The sequence below is a fragment of the Neisseria sp. genome, from assembly GCF_041804105.1.
Lineage (GTDB): Bacteria > Pseudomonadota > Gammaproteobacteria > Burkholderiales > Neisseriaceae > Neisseria.
Genome location: NZ_JBHCJY010000002.1, coordinates 1 through 19,341, shown reverse-complemented (window position 1 = coordinate 19,341; position 19,341 = coordinate 1). Strand labels below are relative to the sequence as shown.

Annotated in this window: 14 protein-coding genes; 8 read left to right on the top strand and 6 right to left on the bottom strand. The window is 49.4% G+C overall.

Features of this window, described 5'->3' with window-relative positions:
- Window positions 1-152 precede the first annotated feature (152 nt).
- From ACEYDX_RS00140 to rpoD, 4 genes are all read left to right on the top strand, one after another.
- The gene (locus tag ACEYDX_RS00140; RefSeq protein ID WP_373740021.1) at window positions 153-1,019 is read left to right on the top strand and encodes a hypothetical protein; all 867 of its coding nucleotides are present in this window, start codon (window positions 153-155) and stop codon (window positions 1,017-1,019) included.
- 25 nt (window positions 1,020-1,044) lie between these two features.
- Complete coding sequence (locus tag ACEYDX_RS00135; protein WP_373740020.1) at window positions 1,045-1,569, top strand: hypothetical protein; 525 nt, start codon at window positions 1,045-1,047, stop codon at window positions 1,567-1,569.
- 74 nt (window positions 1,570-1,643) lie between these two features.
- Window positions 1,644-3,425 carry a DNA primase gene (dnaG, locus tag ACEYDX_RS00130; protein ID WP_373740019.1) on the top strand — a complete coding sequence of 594 codons (1,782 nt, stop codon included), beginning with the start codon at window positions 1,644-1,646 and terminating at the stop codon, window positions 3,423-3,425.
- A gap of 286 nt (window positions 3,426-3,711) precedes the next feature.
- Window positions 3,712-5,658 carry an RNA polymerase sigma factor RpoD gene (gene rpoD, locus ACEYDX_RS00125; protein ID WP_373740018.1) on the top strand — a complete coding sequence of 649 codons (1,947 nt, stop codon included), beginning with the start codon at window positions 3,712-3,714 and terminating at the stop codon, window positions 5,656-5,658.
- A 363-nt stretch (window positions 5,659-6,021) separates the two neighbouring features.
- On the opposite strand, the gene ACEYDX_RS00120 is transcribed toward rpoD, so the two are convergent.
- The 6 genes from ACEYDX_RS00120 to pilM form a co-directional block, all read right to left on the bottom strand.
- Window positions 6,022-6,405, bottom strand: a complete 384-nt coding sequence (locus ACEYDX_RS00120) for an adhesin (protein ID WP_373740017.1) — start codon at window positions 6,403-6,405, stop codon at window positions 6,022-6,024.
- A 761-nt stretch (window positions 6,406-7,166) separates the two neighbouring features.
- On the bottom strand, window positions 7,167-9,341 hold the full coding sequence (gene pilQ / locus ACEYDX_RS00115; protein WP_373740016.1) for a type IV pilus secretin PilQ: 2,175 nt from the start codon (window positions 9,339-9,341) through the stop codon (window positions 7,167-7,169).
- 16 nt (window positions 9,342-9,357) lie between these two features.
- Complete coding sequence (locus tag ACEYDX_RS00110; RefSeq protein ID WP_373740022.1) at window positions 9,358-9,900, bottom strand: pilus assembly protein PilP; 543 nt, start codon at window positions 9,898-9,900, stop codon at window positions 9,358-9,360.
- 10 nt (window positions 9,901-9,910) lie between these two features.
- Window positions 9,911-10,606, bottom strand: a complete 696-nt coding sequence (locus ACEYDX_RS00105) for a type 4a pilus biogenesis protein PilO (RefSeq protein ID WP_373740015.1) — start codon at window positions 10,604-10,606, stop codon at window positions 9,911-9,913.
- Window position 10,607: 1 nt separating this feature from the next.
- On the bottom strand, window positions 10,608-11,201 hold the full coding sequence (locus ACEYDX_RS00100; protein ID WP_373740014.1) for a PilN domain-containing protein: 594 nt from the start codon (window positions 11,199-11,201) through the stop codon (window positions 10,608-10,610).
- A 3-nt stretch (window positions 11,202-11,204) separates the two neighbouring features.
- On the bottom strand, window positions 11,205-12,311 hold the full coding sequence (pilM, locus tag ACEYDX_RS00095) for a type IV pilus assembly protein PilM (protein WP_373740013.1): 1,107 nt from the start codon (window positions 12,309-12,311) through the stop codon (window positions 11,205-11,207).
- A gap of 150 nt (window positions 12,312-12,461) precedes the next feature.
- On the opposite strand from pilM, the gene ACEYDX_RS00090 reads away from it, so the two are divergent.
- From ACEYDX_RS00090 to carB, 4 genes are all read left to right on the top strand, one after another.
- Window positions 12,462-14,870 carry a penicillin-binding protein 1A gene (locus ACEYDX_RS00090; RefSeq protein WP_373740012.1) on the top strand — a complete coding sequence of 803 codons (2,409 nt, stop codon included), beginning with the start codon at window positions 12,462-12,464 and terminating at the stop codon, window positions 14,868-14,870.
- A 378-nt stretch (window positions 14,871-15,248) separates the two neighbouring features.
- Window positions 15,249-16,382 (top strand): glutamine-hydrolyzing carbamoyl-phosphate synthase small subunit, encoded by a 1,134-nt coding sequence (gene carA / locus ACEYDX_RS00085; RefSeq protein WP_373740011.1) that lies wholly within the window; start codon window positions 15,249-15,251, stop codon window positions 16,380-16,382.
- Between the two features lie 383 nt (window positions 16,383-16,765).
- Window positions 16,766-17,410 carry an integron-associated HEPN domain-containing protein gene (locus ACEYDX_RS00080; protein WP_373740010.1) on the top strand — a complete coding sequence of 215 codons (645 nt, stop codon included), beginning with the start codon at window positions 16,766-16,768 and terminating at the stop codon, window positions 17,408-17,410.
- A 29-nt stretch (window positions 17,411-17,439) separates the two neighbouring features.
- A partial coding sequence (gene carB / locus ACEYDX_RS00075; protein WP_373740009.1) for a carbamoyl-phosphate synthase large subunit occupies window positions 17,440-19,341 on the top strand: 1,902 nt, incomplete at its 3' end.

The window sequence follows — 19,341 nt, the reverse complement described above, 5'->3', positions numbered from 1 at the left end:
GGCTTCCACCTTATAGCCCCGATCTGAATCAGATAGAGAAAAAGTGGGCTTGGATTAAAGGTGTTAGGAATCGGCTGCGAATTACGGATGTGGATTGGCTGTTTCAGGTGTGTATCGATAAATAAGTTTATTTGCTATAGCTGGGAATTTGTATGAGTGATGATTATAAGAAAAAGTTTTTGGAAATATATAGAAAAGGATTGCGTGAAGTTGAAGAAACTGCTACACGTGGAGTGCGTAGTGCATCTATGAATGAAAGTATAGGTTCAAATTTACCAGGCCGTGTTAATGGGCCTGCTGATGCATATCGTCATGTTTTACTTTCTGCTGAGTTAACACGTAGATTTGGTGAGAGATATGCTAGATTTCTTCTTGAAGGCCATGAAATTCAAGGTAATACATTAGGTCAAGAGATTGAAGCTAATAAAATGGATGAGCATAATAATGAATTAGGTATCCGTATTGGTAATAGGCTAAGAAAACAAAAGGGAGGAAGTTCATGGGAAGATGTGGTTATTGAAGCTCGCAAAACTATTAATCCGGATAATCGTTATGGTAATGGTGCCAGATGGCTTGCAGAAAGTGAATGGAAAGATACTCCATTAAATAGTAATTGGCCTGTTGAATGGAAACAAGGAGGGTATTCTAAATTTCCTATACCAAATTTAGAAGATTACAACACGCGACATGATGAACATTCAAGTTTAACACCTGTTGATACTGAAAATATTGGAAATTATTTCTCATTTGGAAGCAATATTCCTAATGTTGTCCAACCGCTCGCTCAAAATGCTTCCCCCGAAGAGTTTCGTGCTTATGGGTTTGCAGCATTGCTTTCGGATGATCCGAAAATGCATGTGGCTTTGGACAGTTTGATGGATTCCGATATTGGTCGTAATCTTCGCCAGAATGCTGACAATGTTCAGGCGGCATACGACAGGCAGCAAGAACTTGAACGTTTGGAAGAAATCCGCGCACAGCAAGTTGATGCGCCTGTAAAACGGATGGTTCGTTCTTAAAAAAGCAGACAAGAAAGATTCAGATATGAGTTTGGAGAGAAAAATAGATATATTGACCGATAATGTGATCGCTTTGGCGGGCCAAACAGAAAAGCGGGCAAAGAATGCGGAACTTTTGAATGTTCAAGCCCAAAATAAATTGAATTCTGCATTGGGTAATCTTGACAGGACTACGGATAATATCCGGCAAACTGCTGCGAAAGCATTGCATGAAGGTATGGATAAGTCGGTGGAGTCTGTCAAGGAGAGAATACACGAGACTGCTGGATGGCTGGAAAATTCAGCCCGTGAAGTTATGAGTCGTCAAGAAAAATCGGCCAAGGAATTGAAGAAGTTGGTTTGGTCTGCAGTTGCTGCTTTTGTTGTGCTGGGAATATTGTGTGTTGGAATAGCAGTATATCTGATTTATGTAGGTAAAAAAGAAATTAGCAGAAGTGATTGGGTCTCGGAAATCAATCAGGCTGTAAGCAATGGTAAATTGGTAAGATGCAGCAGCGAAGGCGGTGTTTGTGCCAAAGTAAAAGGCAGATTGGTTCGATTGGATAATTAATGCTAAATGGCTGTCTGAAAAGTTTCAGACGGCCTTTATCCCTAGATATTTCTGAATATATCGATTTGAATACCATGATTCCATCCGATTTCATAGACGAACTGCTGGCCAAAGTCGATATTGTCGATATTATCGACGAGCGCGTGCCGCTGAAAAAAGGCGGGGCGAACTATATGGCTTGCTGCCCGTTCCACAAAGAAAAGTCGCCGTCGTTTTCGGTAAGCCCGAGCAAGCAGTTTTACCATTGTTTCGGCTGCGGGGTGCATGGGTCGGCGATTGGTTTTTTGATGGAATATCAAGGTCTTTCGTTTGTTGAGGCCGTGCAGTATCTGGCTGACCGCGTGGGTATGGTCGTGCCGAAGGTGCACGGGGCGAATGAAAATCCCGAGGTGCGGGCGGAGCGTAAGAAAAAGCAGCAGTCGCTGGAAGAAACGATGGCGGCTTGTGCGCAGTTTTATCAAGGCCGTCTGAAAACGTCGGCGGATGCTTCGGCGTATTTGCGAAAACGCGGGCTGAATGCGGAAATCATCGAGCATTACGGTTTGGGCTATGCGCCGGACAGCTGGCAGCCGCTGGCGGAAGTGTTCCGGCCGTATCCGAACACGGCTTTGGTGGAAGGCGGGCAAGTTATTCATAATGAAGAACAAAACCGCCATTACGACCGTTTCCGCCATCGGATTATGTTTCCGATTCGGGATACACGCGGTCAGGTGATCGGTTTCGGCGGGCGGGTGCTGGACGACTCGAAGCCGAAATATTTGAATTCTCCCGATACACCTTTGTTTGACAAGGGGAAAAACCTGTACGGCCTGTACGAAGGCCGTGCAGCGATTAAAGATGCAGGGCGGATTTTGGTGGTGGAGGGCTATATGGACGTGGTGGCGCTGGCGCAGTTCGGCGTGGGCTACGCGGTGGCGTCGCTCGGCACTTCGACCACGGCGGAACACGTCAAAATCCTGATGCGCCAAACCGACAGCATCTATTTCTGTTTCGACGGCGATGCGGCGGGGCGCAAGGCGGCTTGGCGCGCATTGGAAAATGCGTTGCCGCAGTTGAAAGACGATAAATCACTGCACTTTCTATTTCTGCCGTCTGAACACGACCCCGACAGTTATGTGCGGCAATTCGGCAAGACGCAGTTTGAAGATACGCTGGTTCATCAGAGCAAGCCGCTGTCGGAATATTTTTGGGAACGTCTTTCAGACGGCCTGAACCTGAACACGCAGGAAGGCAAGGCGGAATTGGTGAAAACCGCATCGCCGCTGCTGGCGCAGATTAATGCGCCTGCGTTGGGTTTTCTGCTGAAACAGCGGCTGAGCGAGATGGTGGGCATCGATCCTGCCAACCTTGCGCAACTGCTCGGGCAGGAAGCGCCGCGCCGCCATGTTCAGCAGAAAAACTATAAACTGCCGCAGGAAACGTTCCGCCAGCCGCAGATGCTGACGTTGGTGCAGCGGCAAATCCGCAGTCTCTTGATAAATCCGCAATGGGCTGCATATATAGACCTGCCGGATTACCTGCCGCTGGAAGGTGATTTTGCCTGTTTGGCGGAGGTGGCCGAACTCATCCGCGCGCAAACTGTCCCAATGAGTAGCGCGCAGGTTTTAGAGCACGTGCGCGGTTCGCCGTATGAGGCTGTTTTGAATCAGATTTTTAAAAGCGTGCCTGATTCGGATGCCTTGGACGGCAGCAGTGAGGAGGATTGCGAAAATTTCAAAATCGGCATGAAAAAGCTGTTAAATGAGTTAAAATACAGCCAAATTGAAATGCTGAAACAAAAAAGCCTGCAAAACGGACTGAGTGCGGGCGAAAAGCAGCTTTTGATGTCGCTGCTGATGTCGAAGGCGAACCAATAAACCTTTAGGTCAAAATCATTCGCTGCGGCGTATTTGTCGGGACGGATGGCAGAGTGCGATACGGCAAGATGTTTTATCCCGCCGTATTTTTTGCCCCGATACCGGTCATTTTTCTTAAACCGTTTTGCAGTCGATGCACGACCGACCCTGCCGAGTAAAGGCCGTCTGAAAACATTTGTCTTTGCTGCAACCGAGCCGATTATGAACAGAGCCGACCGCAGAATACCCGTTTTCATTTTTCAGACGGCATTGCGTTGCAATTAACTGTTTTCCAACGAGATTATTCATGTCTGACAATTACGAAGAATACCAAGAGCAGGATGACAACCGCCCGCTGACCGTCGAAGAGCAGCGGGCGCGGTTGCGCCAGCTCATCATCATGGGCAAGGAGCGCGGCTACATCACCTACTCCGAAATCAATGACGCGCTGCCCGACGATATGTCCGATGCCGACCAAATCGACAATATCGTTTCCATGATCAGCGGTTTGGGCATTCAGGTAACCGAACAGGCTCCCGATGCCGAAGACATCCTGATGAGCGACAACACCGCCGGCCTGACCGACGACGATGCTGTGGAAGAAGCGGAAGCGGCTTTGTCGAGCGCGGATTCGGAGTTCGGGCGCACTACCGACCCTGTGCGTATGTACATGCGCGAAATGGGGCAGGTTGACCTGTTGACCCGCGAAGACGAAATCATCATCGCCAAAAAAATCGAAAACGCCCTGAAAAACATGGTGCAGGCCATTTCGGCCTGCCCAGGTTCGGTGGCCGAGATTTTGGAGCTGATTAATCAGGTCAAAAACGATGAAATCCGTGTCGACGAAGTGGTGGAGGCCATCATCGATCCTAACGAAGTGCTGCTGAACGAACTCGGTTTGGGTCATTTGGAAAGCAGCCCGCCTGCCGCCGCTGCTTCGGATGGTGACGACAGCGATGATGACGATTCGGACGGCGATGACGACGATGATGCGACCGATGCCGAAAGCCTGTCCGCCGCCAATCTGGAAGAGCTGAAACAGAAAGTAATCGAACATTTCAAGCAGATTGAAGCAGATTACAAAAAGATGATTACCCAGCTCAACAAACACGACAGCCGCCACGAAAGTTATCTGACCCATCGCGATGCCATTGCTGCCAAACTGCTGGAAGTGCGTTTTGCCACCCGTCAGATTGAAAACCTGTCGGGCAGCCTGCGCAGCAGGGTGGACAACATCCGCCGTCTCGAGCGGGAAATTCGCGATATTTGTGTGGATCGCGTCCAAATGGAGCGCCATTATTTTCTTGGCGAATTTTTGCCTCAGATTACCCGTTTGGACTGGCTGGAAGAAGAAATCGCCAAAAACAACAAATGGAGCGAAGCACTCGACCGTTTCCGTTATGCCATTCTCGAAAAACAGACCGAGCTTTCCGAAGTCGAACGCGAAACCCGTATTTCTATCGGTGAGTTGAAAGACATCAGCAAAAACATGGTGGTCAGCGAGAAGGAAACCGCTGCTGCCAAACAGGAAATGATTCAGGCCAACCTGCGTTTGGTAATTTCGATTGCAAAAAAATACACCAACCGCGGTTTGCAATTCCTTGATTTGATTCAGGAAGGCAACATCGGCCTGATGAAGGCGGTGGACAAATTCGAATACCGCCGCGGTTATAAATTCTCGACTTATGCGACATGGTGGATACGTCAGGCCATTACCCGTTCGATTGCCGACCAAGCACGCACCATCCGTATTCCGGTGCACATGATCGAAACCATCAACAAAATGAACCGCATTTCGCGCCAATACCTGCAGGAAAACGGTGAAGATCCGGATTCTGCAAAACTGGCCGAGCTGATGGAAATGCCGGAAGACAAAATCCGCAAAATCATGAAAATCGCCAAAGAGCCGATTTCGATGGAAACCCCCATCGGCGACGACGACGATTCACATTTGGGCGATTTCATTCAGGATGAAAACAATCTGGCGCCCGCTGATGCGGCCATGTATTCCAGCCTGCACGAAGTAACCAAAGAAGTGCTCGAAAGCCTGACCCCGCGCGAAGCCAAAGTGCTGCGTATGCGTTTCGGCATCGACATGAACACCGACCACACGCTTGAAGAAGTCGGCAAGCAGTTCGATGTTACCCGCGAGCGTATCCGCCAAATCGAAGCCAAAGCCCTGCGCAAGCTGCGCCATCCGACCCGCAGCGACAGATTGAAGAGTTTCCTTGACAGCGAAGAGCATAAATCCTGATTGGCTTGCAATCAAAACAAAGGCCGTCTGAAAATATTTTTCAGACGGCCTTATATGTTTCACACCCAGAAATAGGAGGTACATTCAATTCCATTTGTTGCTGATGAATCATCACGACCATATAACCTTTTATGCAGAGTTTCCTGATTCGGTGATAACGGTTGTGTCTGGCGGCATCGATTGCCGTGCTTGTTGCATTTGCGGATGCCGGTTGTTTTAAATAGCGGCCGGATACATTGTCCGCAGTTTGTAGAGCTATATCGGGATTTTGAAACAGAAGACGATAAGGGATGAAAGGCCGTCTGAAAAAGTAAGGCCGTTTGAAATTTGATTTTCAGACGGCCTTTGTCGGACAACCGATTTTTAGCGGCGGCTACGGCGGGGCGAACAGTTTTTAAACACAATTTCGCCGTCAGGTGCGGTAATCATGACAGGGCGTTGGCGGTAGTTTTTCCGATCCATGTAGTCGGTGCTCAGGCTGAAGCTGTTTTCATCGCCGAAAATCGTCTCGACATTGTCAGAACGTGAAAGATTAATCGGCATATAACGGTTTTTGCCATTGGCAAACGCCTTTGCATAAGTCGGAAGCCCTTGGCGGTTAAAACCGTAGGTAACTTTGACTTTCTTACCGCTTTGGCAGGAATAGGATACGGCTTTGCGGGAAACGGTCGGGTTATCAATGGCCGCTTGTGCGGTAGCGGCAGTAAGAAGTAATGCGCCTAATGTGATGGCTGATAAAGTTTTCATGAGGGTTCCTTATGGAAAAATGAAATCGAAAGCATCAAGGCGGATGAAAAAACAGGCCGTCTGAAGCTGTGAGTATCATAACGCGGGGTTACATCAGGATGAATAGGGGAGGCTGTTAATGTGTGTGAAACGGCATGAACAAAGCATCATTTGCTGTATATATGTTTGATGCGTATAAAAAATATTTTTAGAAAAAGAGCGTGTGCGCCAATTGTGGGGTTGTTGGATTCTGACTACAAGGGGGGGGCTGATTAATGGAAATTCAGGAAGAACAGTTACGGCACAATTGATACGGTTAACTGCCCGCAGATGGTGTAATCTATGATGTATATGTTTCCAAACCGCAGATTCTCTTTCAGACGGCATCCGTTATTCTTGCTGGTGAGAACTTTGTGAAAAACTTTGGGACTGTTGAATTGAAAAACAGAGTTATTTCTGCGTATATGGGAATTCTGCCTGAATTTGAAACATGGCTGAATAAAAAGGTTTTTTGAATTTCCGCCTGCGCGGGAATGACGGTAGTCAGATATTTTCAGACGGCCTGGAAGAATTTTGCAAAGAACCCAGTCTATAGCGGATTAACTTAACTTTCGCTACGGCGTTGCTGCGCCTTGCCGTACTATTTGTACTGTCTGCGGCTTGCTGCCTTGTATCGAAAATTAATTAAATCCGCTATATTGCTATGCGCATAACTACGCCCATTGACATGAAAGTATTAAAAACGGCCTGAAGAATCAGGCCGTTTTGTGTGTTGGCAGGTATCAGTAACGCAGATTGCTGCCGATACCGTCCATAATGCGCGGAGTGATGAAAATCAGCAGTTCTCTGCGTGATTCTCCACGGGTACGGGATTTGAACAGATTACCGACTACAGGAATGTCTCCCAGCAGCGGTACTTTTCTGACGCCGTTGCTTTTCTCTTCTTCATAGATACCGCCGACGACCAAAGTGCCGCCGTCTTCAACCATTGCTTGGGTATTCAACTGTTTGGTGGAAATACATTTTGTGGTGTAGCTGTCCACGACACAGTCGGTGGGATTGTCTTTATTGATTTTGACATCCATGATGATTTGGCCGTCGGGCGTAATATTCGGGGTAACGGTCAGACCTAATACGGCTTTTTTGAACGAAACCGAAGTTGCGCCGCTGGAAGTGGCTTCCTGATACGGAATTTCTTGGCCGGACTCAATAGTTGCCTGTTTGCGGTCTTGGGTCAAAACGCGCGGATTGGATAATGTTTTCACGCGGTTTTGGCTTTCCATTGCCGACAATTCCAAGCCGAGCGCGCCGGAAGAGAGCGAGCGAACCAGTGCGATGCTAGAAGCGGCCGATGCAATCGGAAGATTGATATTCGGTGCAAACTCCAACGGAGTGGTGGTCGGGATGGTATTCGAACCGCCGAGAATGGCATTGGCAATCGTCCGGTTATTATTTACGGTGGTGCCTTGGTTGTTTACCGCATTTGTCCAGTTGGAACCCCAAGTGCTGCGCCCGTTTGCACCGGTATAACCGAATTTCACACCTATGTCGCGTGAGAAGCCTTCTTCTGCTTCAACAATACGTGCTTCTACCATTACCTGGCGGGTTGGTACATCCAATTCTTCAATCAGTTTACGGAATTTCTGAATAACACTATGGTTGTCGGTCAAAATCAGGGTATTGGTTGCCGGGTCAATCAGCGCGCTACCGCGGGGACTTAACAGGGTGTTGCGGTTGTTGTCGTTACTGCTGCTGCCGGTTTCATCCAAACGCAGGATTTTGCGGAACTCTTCCACGTTTTTGTATTTCAATTGGAAAGTTTGGGAGAACAAGGGACCCAAATCTTCGATTTCTTTTTGTGCCCGCAAAGTGGCTTTGTCTTTGGCCAACAATTCGTCGCGCGGAGCAATATTGATGATGTTACCTTGGCGGCGCATATCGAGATTGCGTGCCTGCATCACTAAATCCAATGCCTGATCCCACGGCACGTCTTTCAGAGAAAGTGTCATTTTACCGTTTACGGAATCACTGGCAACAATGTTAACACCTGATTCTTTGGCAAGAATTTGCAGGATGGTGCGTACTTCAACATCTTGGAAGTCGAGTGAAATTTTGCGGCCGCTGAAAGATTTGTTGCTGTTGGTGTTCAAGCCTTTGCTGGCAACAACGGATTTGGGACTGATTTCAAAGCTGTAACGACCTGCTGCAGACTTGGTACGGACATCCCAGTTTCCGTTGTTGCGGATGATGATTTGTGTACCGTTACTGATGCGCTTCATGGTAACGTTGCGTACGGGCGTGTTGAAATCGGCTACATCAAGGCTACGTTGCGCCTGCACGGGCAGGGCATGGTTTTTCAGCGTGATAATGATACGGTCGTTTTGTTGCTTGATTTCGGGATCGCCGTGGAAGGAAGGTGCGTTCAGTTCGACGATGCCGGTGTTGCCGGAACCTTTGCGGAAATCGATATTGGCTGAGGCAATCTGCTGTTCTGCACGGGAAGAACGTGCAGTAGCTGCGATCGGTGCAGTATTGGCTGATGCGGCTGCTTTGGGGAAAGTGCTGGTCTGGTCGGAAGATTCGTTTACAAATACCCAAACTTCTTTGCCACGGATTTCGGTGCTGTATTGGCTGACTTTATTTAAGCCTAAGACAATACGTGCGCGGTTGCTGTTTTGTGCTGCGGTAATCTGATTTAACAGTGGGTCAGCATATTCCAATACGGGTTGCGGCAAACGGATGCCAGTATCGGCGAAATCAAGTGCGATACGGGCAGGTGTAGGTGTCACGAAACCGCTGGGAGATTTGACGTCTTTATCGAAGCGGATTTTGATGATTTTTTGATTGTTGGGTAGAGTGGATACGTTGATATCGGTAATGTTCCCTGCGGCTGCTGTGTGTGCGGCGATGGCAAAGCTGATTCCGGCGACAATCTTTTTGATGCTGTTGGTTTTCATAAAGTAAGACCCTTAGTTATTTTGTTTGGTTGGCTGCTGCGGTATCGGTTTTTTCTGCAGCATTGCTCAAAGGTAATTCGGCTTGGCGGTAAGTCCAGTTTCCGGAACTGTCTTCAACCAGTTCGGTCAGAATGATTTTATCTGGCGTGATGCTTTGGATACGTCCGTGGTTCTGTCCGAGATAATTACCCGGAGAAACGGTGTAGACATGGTTTTCAGCTTCAACATAGCCGGAAATTTTGTTTCCGTTGCGTAGGGTGCCGACATATTTCAGTGTGTCGAGACTGAATGCTTCCAGTGTTTCTTTCGGTCGGTTGGCATCCGGTGCATTTACACCGCCGGGTTGGATGGTATTCAGACGGCCGCTGCTGAAAGCGTGCAGCCCTGAAAAGTGCGGCTGTATATATGGTTTGGGCGGTGTTACAACCGGCGCTTCAAACGGGATAACGTGCGATTTTGCATCTTTCCGGGTTTTTGTCATCCACTGAGCCAAATCATCGTGGGCCGGTGTGCAGGCGGCAAGAGAAACAAGGCCTGCAAGTAAGATTTTGTTTTTCATGATTTCCCTGTTATTTATTGTCGTTGTCTTTGCCGTTGTTCGGTTCAGCGGCGCTGGCAGCACTGGCTGCGGCAACTTCGGCTGCCACTTCTTCCGCAGGTCTTGCTTTGTAAGTAGTGGCGGTTGCGCTTAAAGTCAGCATATCGCTTTTGTCGTTTTTGCCTTTATTCGAATCGGTACTGTTTTTTGCTTCTTCACTTTGGTTGATGACCAATGATTCCAAAGTAATGATACGGGAGAGGGCGCCTACATCGCGGGCAAACTGGCTGATTTGGGCATGTTTGCCGGTAATGGCAATACTGTACGGCAGCTTCTGTATCGGGCCGTCGTTTACCGGTGTTTGAGGCGTAACACTATCCAAACGCAGGCTGTTGTTTGAACCTGCCTGATGCAGCTCTTGTATCAATGTTGGAATTTCAGCATCCGTAGGCAGTTGTTTAAGTAATGTATCGAAAGCGGTTCGGATGGATGACAGTTCTGCTTTCAGGTTATCCAAGCTGGCGGCTTCGATGCTTTTCTGCGTGTACGTTTTTTTGAGTTCGACTTCTTTTTCTTCTGTGGCTGTCAGATTGTCCAACTGACCCTTAAAAACCGCGAAGTAACCCAAAGCCAAAACCCCTGCGACTACTAGTCCGGCCAAGGTACATTTGGCGGGAGTACTCAATAAATGTAGGGTTTTCAAATCCAAATCTTTTTTTGCGGCCATTTTATTTTCCCTGTAATTGTGCGGCGGCAGCAGTTGGCTGAGAAGCGGAAGCTGCTTGACCGGCGAGTAAGACTTTTAAGGTAAATTCTTGGTAATTATCCACTTTTTTAATGCTTACCAATTCGGGCTGTGCAAAAATGCCATTGCTCGGCAATGAGCGCATGAATTGGGCGATTTTGCTGTCGCTGATGGCCCGACCGCTGATTGTGTAGCTGGTCGGACTGTCGGCAACTACTGAAGTGATATAGGTACTTTCAGGGATCAGCACGTTAAAGGAGTCAATAATCGAGGCCGCCTGAAAACGCTTCTCTTGAAGTTCTTCCACTTTTTTCTTTTTGGACAAGAAGTCGGCTTTTTCCTGCTGGAGCTTTTTGATTTCTCCCAAATCCGTATCCAGTTCGGTAATTTTACTTTCAAGAAGGGCATTGCGGGCTTCTTGACTGCCGATCATGTTGCTGATGGTCAGGAAAGTGATGCCTGCCAAACCGATACCGATTAACAGGGCAAGCAGCATCAGCATATTGAACTGCTTTTTCTTTTTTTGCAGAATCTCTTCCCGATATGGGAGAAGATTGATTTTGGTTAATTCAATCATGTTTTAAAGTCCCCTTAATGCTAATCCGAAAGCAAGTGTTAACGATGGTGCATCCATCTGTAGCTGCGGCAAATCAATTTTGCCTCCTTTGTCTGCATAAACGGCAGGGTGCAGGCATTGGGTCGCTGTGTTGGTTTGCGAGAAAACCGTTTCTGCCAGCCCTGCTTGTTGCGATGCGGTACCGGTCAGGAAGATGTGTTTGATATTGGCAAAACCGTCATTCGACTGTGTAGTGTAGTAAAACTGCAATACACGTTGGATTTCTTGAGCTACCTGTATATTGAAGCGATCTGCCACTTGGGCTTGGTAATCGGTCGGTTTGGTTGTTGCATTCATCATTTGGAATGCTTTTTCTTCCGTTACCTGATAGGTACGCTGAATCAGTTGGTTGAGTTGCTCGGTGCTGACAGAAGTTTCCTGTCGGTATATTATTTGCCCGTTTTGCATAATTAAAGCATACATTTGGGTGGCATAGATACCGAAAATTGCGATTTTTTCGTTTTCAAGTTCCGGACTGTGTTTATTTACCCAAAAGGAGAACGCATTGGCTTGAGCAAAGATGTCTACGTCCATTGCGGAGAGTGTTAAATCGGCGTTCTCGTACAGTTCGATGCGTGCTTCGATGTCGTCTTTTTTTGCGGCAGCAAGCAGAACCTTCTGGCCAGCTGGAGATACGGAAGTGCCGGTAACTTGGAAATCGTAGCTCATCTCATCAATCGGGCCGATTTCGGCAATTTCCGTTTCGGCGAAATCTTCCAAACTGATATCCGAATCTTTGTTGCTGTAGATTACGGTTTCGATAGTGGCTAAATTTTGAGGAACAGCGGCCACAAAATTTTTGCATGAAGTATGCAGTTGGGCGTAGGCATGTTGCAAATACGTTACAAGCTGGTCGTAATCGTGGATTTTGTTGCCCGCTACAATATTTTTAGGGAGCTTGGCGATAACGTATTTTTCCAACTGGATTTGGTTTAAACTACGGCCTGCCAGTTGAACCATCTTGATGGAATGCTGGCTGATGTCGATGCCGACTGCCGACCGGTTGCTTAATCCGTTTGGTGATTTGTTGGTTTTAGTATTTGTATTTTTAGTGCTTTTTAGTAAGCGCATGGTGTGACTTCCCTGTATTATTAGGTGTGAGTAACATTTTATTGTCCGTAACGGATATCCGACAGCCTTACACGAAGTTACTGTGCATTGCTGAAATCGTTATCTATTTTACTTTATTTAATGCCGTTGATGGCAAAATATTAACCAGTCATGATTAAAAAGATTATAACGACCTGTTTGGGTCTGTTTTTGGGTTTGGCACTTTTTGCCGTAGGCCTTTTGGCTATTGCGGTTTTGGTTACTTATCCCAAACTTCCTTCTTTGGACACTTTACAACACTATCAGCCGAAAATGCCTCTGACGGTATATTCTTCAGACGGCAAAATCATCGGTATGTACGGCGAGGAACGTCGCGAATTTACCAAGATCAAAGATTTTCCCAAGGTTTTGAAAGATGCCGTGTTGGCTGCGGAGGACAAGCGTTTCTACGAGCATTGGGGCGTTGACGTAGTCGGTGTGGGGCGTGCCATTATCGGCAACATTACTGCCGGGGAGGTCCAGTCGGGAGCCAGTACGATTACCCAGCAAGTCGCCAAAAACTTTTATTTGAGTAACGAGCGTACGTTTACCCGTAAATTCAACGAAGCGCTTCTGGCATATAAAATCGAACAGTCGTTGAGTAAAGACCAGATTTTGGAGCTTTATTTCAACCAGATTTATCTTGGCCAGCGGGCTTACGGTTTCACTTCCGCCGCTCGGATTTATTTCAATAAAAAAGTCCAAGACCTGACATTGGCCGAGGCTTCGATGTTGGCCGGTCTTCCTAAAGCACCTTCCGCCTACAATCCGATTGTGAACCCCGAGCGTGCCAAATTGCGCCAAACCTATATTCTCAACAATATGGTTGAGGAAGGTTGGATTACTGCCGCGCAGCGTGATGCCGCATTGGCGGAAGAGCTGCATTTCGAGCGTTTCGTGCAGAAAATCGACCAAAACGCCCTGTATGTGGCCGAAATGGCGCGTCAGGAGCTGTATGAAAAATACGGTGAAGATGCCTATACTCAGGGTTTCAAGGTATATACCACCGTCCATTCTGAAAACCAACGCGTAGCCACCAATGCACTGCGCCGTTTGTTGCGTAATTACGGGCGCGGCGGCAGCTATCGCGGTGCGGAAAATTTCATTGACTTGAGCCAATCGGACAATGTGGAAGAAACCGTCGGACAGCATTTGTCTTCGCTGTATACCGTTGACGGAATGGTGCCGGCCGTTGTTTTGAAAGCATCGAAAAGCAGCCTGCAAATCCAATTGCCCAGCGGCAGGCAGGTTAATTTGAGCGGCGGTGAAATCGGTTTTGCCGCGCGTGCCATCAACAATGAAAAAATGGGTGAAGACCGCATCCGCCGCGGTTCGGTTATCCGTGTACAGGGGCGCGGCAACAACTGGACGGTTGTGCAGGAGCCCGAATTACAGGGAGCGCTGGTGTCGCTTGACGCCAAAACAGGTGCCGTGCGCGCACTGGTAGGCGGTTACGATTTCCACAGCAAAACGTTTAACCGTGCCGCCCAAGCCATGCGCCAGCCCGGTTCGTCATTCAAGCCTTTCGTCTATTCCGCTGCATTGGCCAAGGGCATGACCGCTTCCACCATGATTAACGATGCGCCGATTTCCCTGCCGGGGCAGGGTGCCAACGGCAAAGCGTGGCAGCCGAAAAATGCAGACGGCCGCTATGCCGGCTATATCACCCTGCGTCAGGCGTTGACCGCTTCGAAAAACATGGTTTCCATCCGCATCCTGATGTCCATCGGTGTCGGTTACGCACAGCAGTATATCCAGCGTTTCGGTTTCAGGCCGTCTGAAATTCCCGCAGGTCTTTCCATGGCATTGGGTACGGGCGAGACTACCCCGCTGAAAATGGCGGAGGCCTATACCGTATTTGCCAACGGCGGTTACAAAGTTTCGTCTTACGTTATCGATAAAATCTACGACAGCCAAGGTAACCTGCGTGCGCAGATGCAGCCGTTGGTGGCGGGTGAAAACGCACCGCTCGTGATTGATCCGCGTAACGCCTACATCATGTACAAAATCATGCAGGACGTTGTCCGCGCAGGTACCGCCCAAGGCGCGCGTGCCGTCGGCCGCAGCGACATCGCCGGTAAAACGGGTACGACCAACGATGCAAAAGACGCATGGTTCGTCGGCTTCAACCCCAGCGTCGTTACCGCCGTCTATGTCGGTTACGACAAACCGCGCAGCATGGGTCGGGCGGCTTTCGGCGGCACGCTCGCCCTGCCGGTTTGGGTCGAATACATGCGTTTCGCGCTCAAAGGTACGGAAGTCAAAGGCATGAAAGCCCCTGAAGGTACGGTCAATAAAGGCGGCGAGTATTACTATAAAGAGCAGCAGACCACCAGCAGCGATTTGGCGTTGGACAACAGCGGTACAGTACCGCGCCAGCAAAACGCCCGTCCGTCATCTTCGCGCAATAATGCAGACCGTCCGGCACAACGCCGTCAAAACAGCCGCAGCGACGAAGGCTTTGAAGATGAAACACCGGTTGCCCCCATCAACCGCGGCAACGGCGGCGGTAACGACGGACAGCTCGATTCCCTGTTCTAAGATTGCCGTTCAACAAAACACTCCCTGCAACAAGCGGTTGCAGGGAGTGTTTTTTATCGCTTTTCAGACGGCCTGGGAGTAGGGCAGGTGGATAATGCCCGAGACAGGCGGATTTTTTACGGCGCAAGCGGCGTTCCGTGCTTGAAACAGCGCCTGTTTTGGCTTAGAATGCGTTGCTTCCGAGGCATCCGCCGATGCCCGAAAAAGCACGTTAACGCAGCTTGCCAAAGTTGCGCGGCGTGTTTTTTTTTAGCCGCATTCAGGGCTTTGCAAACGGCAAAACCAAGCCGTTCCCGCATTGGCCGCATGGCAGCAGTTTTCAGACGGCCTGCAAAGCCTTCCCGACATTCTGAAATCCATACCCACAGGAATTCCATCATGACCACACCCGCCATCCTCGTTCTCGCCGACGGCAGCATCTTTCACGGCACATCAATCGGTTACAACGGCTCGACTTCAGGTGAAGTCGTGTTCAACACCTCGATGACGGGTTATCAGGAAATCCTGACCGACCCCTCCTACACCAAACAAATCGTTACCCTCACCTACCCCCACATCGGCAACACCGGCACCAACGGCGAAGACACAGAAAGCCGTGCCGTTTATGCAGCCGGCCTGATTATCCGCGACCTGCCCCTGCTGCACAGCAACTTCCGCAGCAGCGAAAGCCTGCAAGAATATCTTGTTCGCAACCAAACCGTCGCCATCGCCGACATCGACACCCGCCGCCTTACCCGTATCCTGCGCGACAAAGGCGCACAGGCCGGTGCCATTCTCACCGATGCCGACGCCACCGCCGAAAAAGCCCGCGAACTCATCGCCCAGTTCGGCAGCATGGTCGGCAAAGACCTCGCCAAAGAAGTGACCGTATCCGAAGCCTACCAATGGACCGAAGGCGAATGGCAGCTCGGCAAAGGCTTCGGCAGGCCGTCTGAAATGCCCTACCACGTCGTCGCCTACGACTTCGGCGTCAAAACCAATATCCTGCGTATGCTTGCCGAACGCGGTTGCCGCCTGACCGTCGTGCCCGCGCAAACCCCCGCCGCCGACGTGCTCGCCATGAATCCCGACGGCGTATTCCTGTCCAACGGCCCCGGCGACCCCGAACCCTGCGGCTACGCCATCATCGCCATTCAGGAAATCCTCGCCACCCGCAAACCCGTGTTCGGCATCTGTCTTGGCCACCAACTGCTCGGCCTCGCCAGCGGTGCCAAAACCAGCAAAATGCCCTTCGGCCACCACGGCGCCAACCACCCCGTGCAGGATTTGGACAACGGTCGCGTGATGATTACCAGCCAAAACCACGGCTTCCAAGTCGACGAAAACACCCTGCCCGACAACGTGCGCGTTACCCACCGCTCGCTATTTGACGGCACCGTGCAAGGCATTGAATTAACCAACCAAGCCGCATTCAGCTTCCAAGGACACCCCGAAGCCAGTCCCGGCCCGCACGACGTCGCCTACCTGTTCGACAAATTCATCGATAGCATGAAGGCTGCAAAAGCAGCATAAAACTTTCAGACGGCCTGCCACACAGCAAGGCCGTCTGAAAAACCGTGCTAGCCGAGACCTTTGCAAAAAACAAAATACCTGCCTGCAAAGCCGTTTGAAACAGGCAAAATGCCAACTGCCGTCCTTCCCGCGCAGGCGGCGATCCATGCCTGATTTTATAAAACATATTTCAAAACAGCATATTGCTTGATTTTAACCATGGATTCCCGCCTACACGGGAATGACGGCAGCCGAATTTTCAGACAGCCTTTGAAATTTCGGCAACGCCGTAGGTTGGGTTGATAAACCCAACAGAACCGTGAAATTTAAGAAATCGTTGGGGTATGACCCAACCTACGCTTGCTTATTGTTTAATTTTTATCAAACGAGACGAATGATGAAAAATGCATCTTAACCTGGATGTAGAAACTAAAAATACATTGCTTAAAATGTATTTCTATATGCAAGATACTGCCATTGAAATTAAATCGGCTGTCAACTTGTTATATATTATCAAGGATTTTATTAATGGCATGCCACATGAAATAATTGGCAATAATATAGCACTTAAAGCACCACCCGAACCATTGGATTTATATGTAAATATATCTCGTGTTGCATTCCATAATTTGATTATTAACATCTTTAAGCTAGGAGAGCTAATTGAGAAAAATCAAAGAATTTTGGGAAATACTCCAAAATTTAGGAAATTAGCAAATGAATTTAGATCTAAATTTTTCACGAAAGATTTAAGATTCTACCGTAACACATATGTTGCTCACCATTCTAATAATCAAAAAGGTACATCAGGTGAGTTTTTAAATTATGAGGAGTTAACAGAAACTTTTTGTAAAATTATTTCCATAGACATAAAATTATTACAAAGAGATATTAAAACTGTTTTTCCACTCTTGTTACAATATGGAGAAAATTTCTATTCAAAAGAAAATAAACCATCAGAAATCTTCCACATTATTATTAACTCACAAGCTGAATTTAAAGAGATTTTAAGTGTGGCAGAATTAAATAGAAAATATAAATTCTCTTAAATCATTTTTATCAATAGTGAGACCCCACCATGCCCAAACGTACCGACCTAAAATCCATCCTTATCATCGGCGCCGGCCCCATCGTTATCGGTCAGGCTTGCGAATTTGACTATTCCGGCGCGCAGGCGTGCAAGGCCTTGCGCGAGGAAGGCTATAAAGTCATTCTGGTGAACTCCAACCCGGCCACGATTATGACCGACCCCGATATGGCCGATGTAACCTATATCGAGCCGATTATGTGGCAGACCGTGGAAAAGATTATCGCTAAGGAGCGCCCCGACGCGGTGCTGCCGACGATGGGCGGCCAGACCGCGTTGAACTGTGCGCTGGATTTGGCGCGCAACGGCGTGCTGGCGAAATACAACGTCGAGCTTATCGGCGCGACGGAAGACGCGATTGACAAAGCCGAAGACCGCGGCCGCTTTAAGGAGGCGATGGAGAAAATCGGCTTGCATTGCCCGAAATCCTTTGTCTGCCACACGATGAACGAAGCTTTGGCGGCGCAGGAACAGGTCGGCTTTCCGACGCTGATTCGTCCGTCTTTCACCATGGGCGGTTCGGGCGGCGGCATTGCCTACAATAAAGACGAGTTTTTGGCGATTTGCGAACGCGGTTTTGATGCGTCGCCCACGCATGAGCTGCTGATTGAGCAGTCCGTGCTCGGCTGGAAAGAGTATGAAATGGAGGTGGTGCGCGATAAAAACGACAACTGCATCATTATCTGCTCGATTGAAAACTTCGATCCGATGGGCGTGCATACGGGCGATTCGATTACCGTTGCGCCCGCGCAAACGCTCACCGATAAGGAATACCAAATCATGCGCAATGCCAGTTTGGCGGTATTGCGCGAAATCGGTGTGGACACGGGCGGATCGAACGTGCAGTTTGCGGTGAACCCCGCCAACGGCGAGATGATTGTGATCGAGATGAACCCGCGCGTGAGCCGTTCTTCGGCGCTGGCTTCCAAGGCCACGGGCTTCCCGATTGCGAAAGTGGCGGCCAAGCTGGCGGTGGGTTTCACTTTGGACGAATTGCGCAACGACATCACCGGCGGCCGCACGCCGGCATCGTTCGAGCCTTCGATTGATTATGTGGTAACGAAAATCCCGCGTTTTGCCTTTGAAAAATTCCCCGCCGCCGACGACCGCCTGACCACGCAGATGAAATCGGTGGGCGAGGTGATGGCGATGGGCCGCACCATTCAGGAATCGATGCAGAAAGCCCTGCGCGGACTGGAAACAGGTTTGTGCGGCTTCAATCCGAAAACCGAAGACAAGGCCGAAATCCGCCGCGAGCTGGCTAACCCCGGCCCCGACCGCATTCTGTATGTGGCCGATGCGTTCCGCGCCGGTTTCAGCAAAGAAGAAATCCACGAAATCTGCGCGATTGATCCGTGGTTTTTGGCGCAAATCGAAGACATCGTGGCCGAAGAGCAAAAGGTTTCAGACGGCCGTCTGAACGATTTGGACTATGCCGCCCTGCGCCGTTTGAAACGCAAAGGTTTTTCAGACAAGCGTTTGGCGCAATTGTTGGGCCTGTCTGAAAAAGAAGTGCGCGAACACCGCTACGGCCTGAAACTGCACCCCGTGTACAAACGCGTGGACACCTGCGCGGCCGAGTTCCAATCCGACACCGCCTATCTCTATTCCACCTATGAAGAAGAATGCGAAGCGCGGCCGTCGGCCAACAAAAAAGTGATGATTCTCGGCGGCGGCCCCAACCGCATCGGTCAGGGCATCGAGTTTGACTATTGCTGCGTGCACGCGGCTTTGGCGCTGCGCGAAAGCGGTTTCGAAACCATTATGGTCAACTGCAACCCCGAAACCGGTTCCACCGATTTCGACACCAGCGGCCGCCTCTATTTCGAGCCGCTCACGCTGGAAGACGTGCTCGAAATCGTGCGCACCGAAAACCCGTGGGGCGTGATTGTG

Coding starts and splice junctions, on each gene's coding strand:
- ACEYDX_RS00140 (WP_373740021.1), top strand. CDS start 153: ATGAGTGATGATTATAAGAAAAAGTTTTTGGAAATATATAGAAAAGGA.
- ACEYDX_RS00135 (WP_373740020.1), top strand. CDS start 1,045: ATGAGTTTGGAGAGAAAAATAGATATATTGACCGATAATGTGATCGCT.
- dnaG (WP_373740019.1), top strand. CDS start 1,644: ATGATTCCATCCGATTTCATAGACGAACTGCTGGCCAAAGTCGATATT.
- rpoD (WP_373740018.1), top strand. CDS start 3,712: ATGTCTGACAATTACGAAGAATACCAAGAGCAGGATGACAACCGCCCG.
- ACEYDX_RS00120 (WP_373740017.1), bottom strand. CDS start 6,405: ATGAAAACTTTATCAGCCATCACATTAGGCGCATTACTTCTTACTGCC.
- pilQ (WP_373740016.1), bottom strand. CDS start 9,341: ATGAAAACCAACAGCATCAAAAAGATTGTCGCCGGAATCAGCTTTGCC.
- ACEYDX_RS00110 (WP_373740022.1), bottom strand. CDS start 9,900: ATGAAAAACAAAATCTTACTTGCAGGCCTTGTTTCTCTTGCCGCCTGC.
- ACEYDX_RS00105 (WP_373740015.1), bottom strand. CDS start 10,606: ATGGCCGCAAAAAAAGATTTGGATTTGAAAACCCTACATTTATTGAGT.
- ACEYDX_RS00100 (WP_373740014.1), bottom strand. CDS start 11,201: ATGATTGAATTAACCAAAATCAATCTTCTCCCATATCGGGAAGAGATT.
- pilM (WP_373740013.1), bottom strand. CDS start 12,311: ATGCGCTTACTAAAAAGCACTAAAAATACAAATACTAAAACCAACAAA.
- ACEYDX_RS00090 (WP_373740012.1), top strand. CDS start 12,462: ATGATTAAAAAGATTATAACGACCTGTTTGGGTCTGTTTTTGGGTTTG.
- carA (WP_373740011.1), top strand. CDS start 15,249: ATGACCACACCCGCCATCCTCGTTCTCGCCGACGGCAGCATCTTTCAC.
- ACEYDX_RS00080 (WP_373740010.1), top strand. CDS start 16,766: ATGCATCTTAACCTGGATGTAGAAACTAAAAATACATTGCTTAAAATG.